The organism is Nocardioides pini, assembly GCF_026712185.1.
Classification (GTDB): Bacteria; Actinomycetota; Actinomycetes; order Propionibacteriales; family Nocardioidaceae; genus Nocardioides; species Nocardioides pini.
In genome coordinates, this window is record NZ_JAPPUX010000015.1 from 1 (window position 1) to 1,098 (window position 1,098).

The 1,098-nt window shown below is 68.3% G+C and carries 1 protein-coding gene; it reads right to left on the reverse strand.

The genetic code is table 11. The features are described 5' to 3' along the window. The coding region (locus NYO98_RS21845) for an IS481 family transposase (protein ID WP_268114027.1) at nt 1-997 on the reverse strand (997 nt) is incomplete at its 3' end. Between the last annotated feature and the right edge of the window lie 101 nt (nt 998-1,098).

Below are 1,098 nucleotides of genomic sequence, written 5' to 3' on the forward strand. Positions count from 1 at the left end.
TGTACTTCCCCGTGAGGTTGTGAACTCGGTCAGCGGGGACGAGGCCTCCGATGCCGGTGTGGGGTCGGTGGTGATTGTAGAAGTGGAGCCAGTCGGCGTAGGTCGCGGTGCGGGCAGCATCGGAGAGGTAGATCTGGGCGTAGGCCCACTCACTGGCGATGGTGCGGTTGAAGCGCTCGACCTTGCCGTTGGTCTGGGGCCGGTAAGGGCGGGTGCGGCGGTGCTTGATGTCGTCGCCGAGTGCGGCTGCGAAGACGCGGGAGCGGTAGCAAGAGCCGTTGTCGGTCATCACGGCCTGGACGGTGATCCCGGCTTGGGCGAAGAACGCTGCTGCGCGGGTCCAGAACCCGGCAGCGGTCTCGCGGCGTTCGTCGTGCAGTTGTTCGGAGTAGGCGAGCCGGGAGTAGTCATCGACGGCGTGGTGGAGGTAGACGTAGCCGCGTGAGGGCGAGGCACCCGCGCGTGCCGCACGGTCGGTGGCTGCGCCGGCACGCCTGTCTTGCAGGGATCCGCGGCCGAAGAAGCGCCACCCGCCGCCGTCCGGGATCCTGCCGAGCTTCTTGATGTCCACGTGCACCAGATCGCCCGGGGCGGTGGCCTCGTAGCGCACGGGCTTGGGTCGGCGCACCGGCAGGCCGGTGGCTTGGTCGAGGTGGGCGAGCAGCGGCATCCGGTACCGCGCCAGCACCCGCCCGACCGTCGAACGAGGCACCCCGAGGTGGTAGCTGATCCGGTGTGGTCCCCAGCGTCGGCAGTGCCGCAGCTTCACGATGCGACGCTCGAGCCGCCGAGCGCACCGAGCAGGTTGGCGGTGTGGCCGCGAGGACCGATCCGTCATCGGCTCGCCACGGCGGTAACGGTTGGCCCACTTCGACACCGTCGCCGGCGAGACCTGGAACCGCTCGGCGGCTCGTTGCACCGTCCAATGCTTGTCCACGACCGCCACCGCCAGGCGGCGACGTCCCTCCGGGGTCAGCGGGGCATTAGCGTGAGTCACGAGGACCTCCAGTAGGTGGGTTGGTGTGGTAACCCCCTCCGTACTGGAGGTCCTCGCTACTCGTCTACGACTTCTCGTTCACAACCTCTGTGGGAACTACA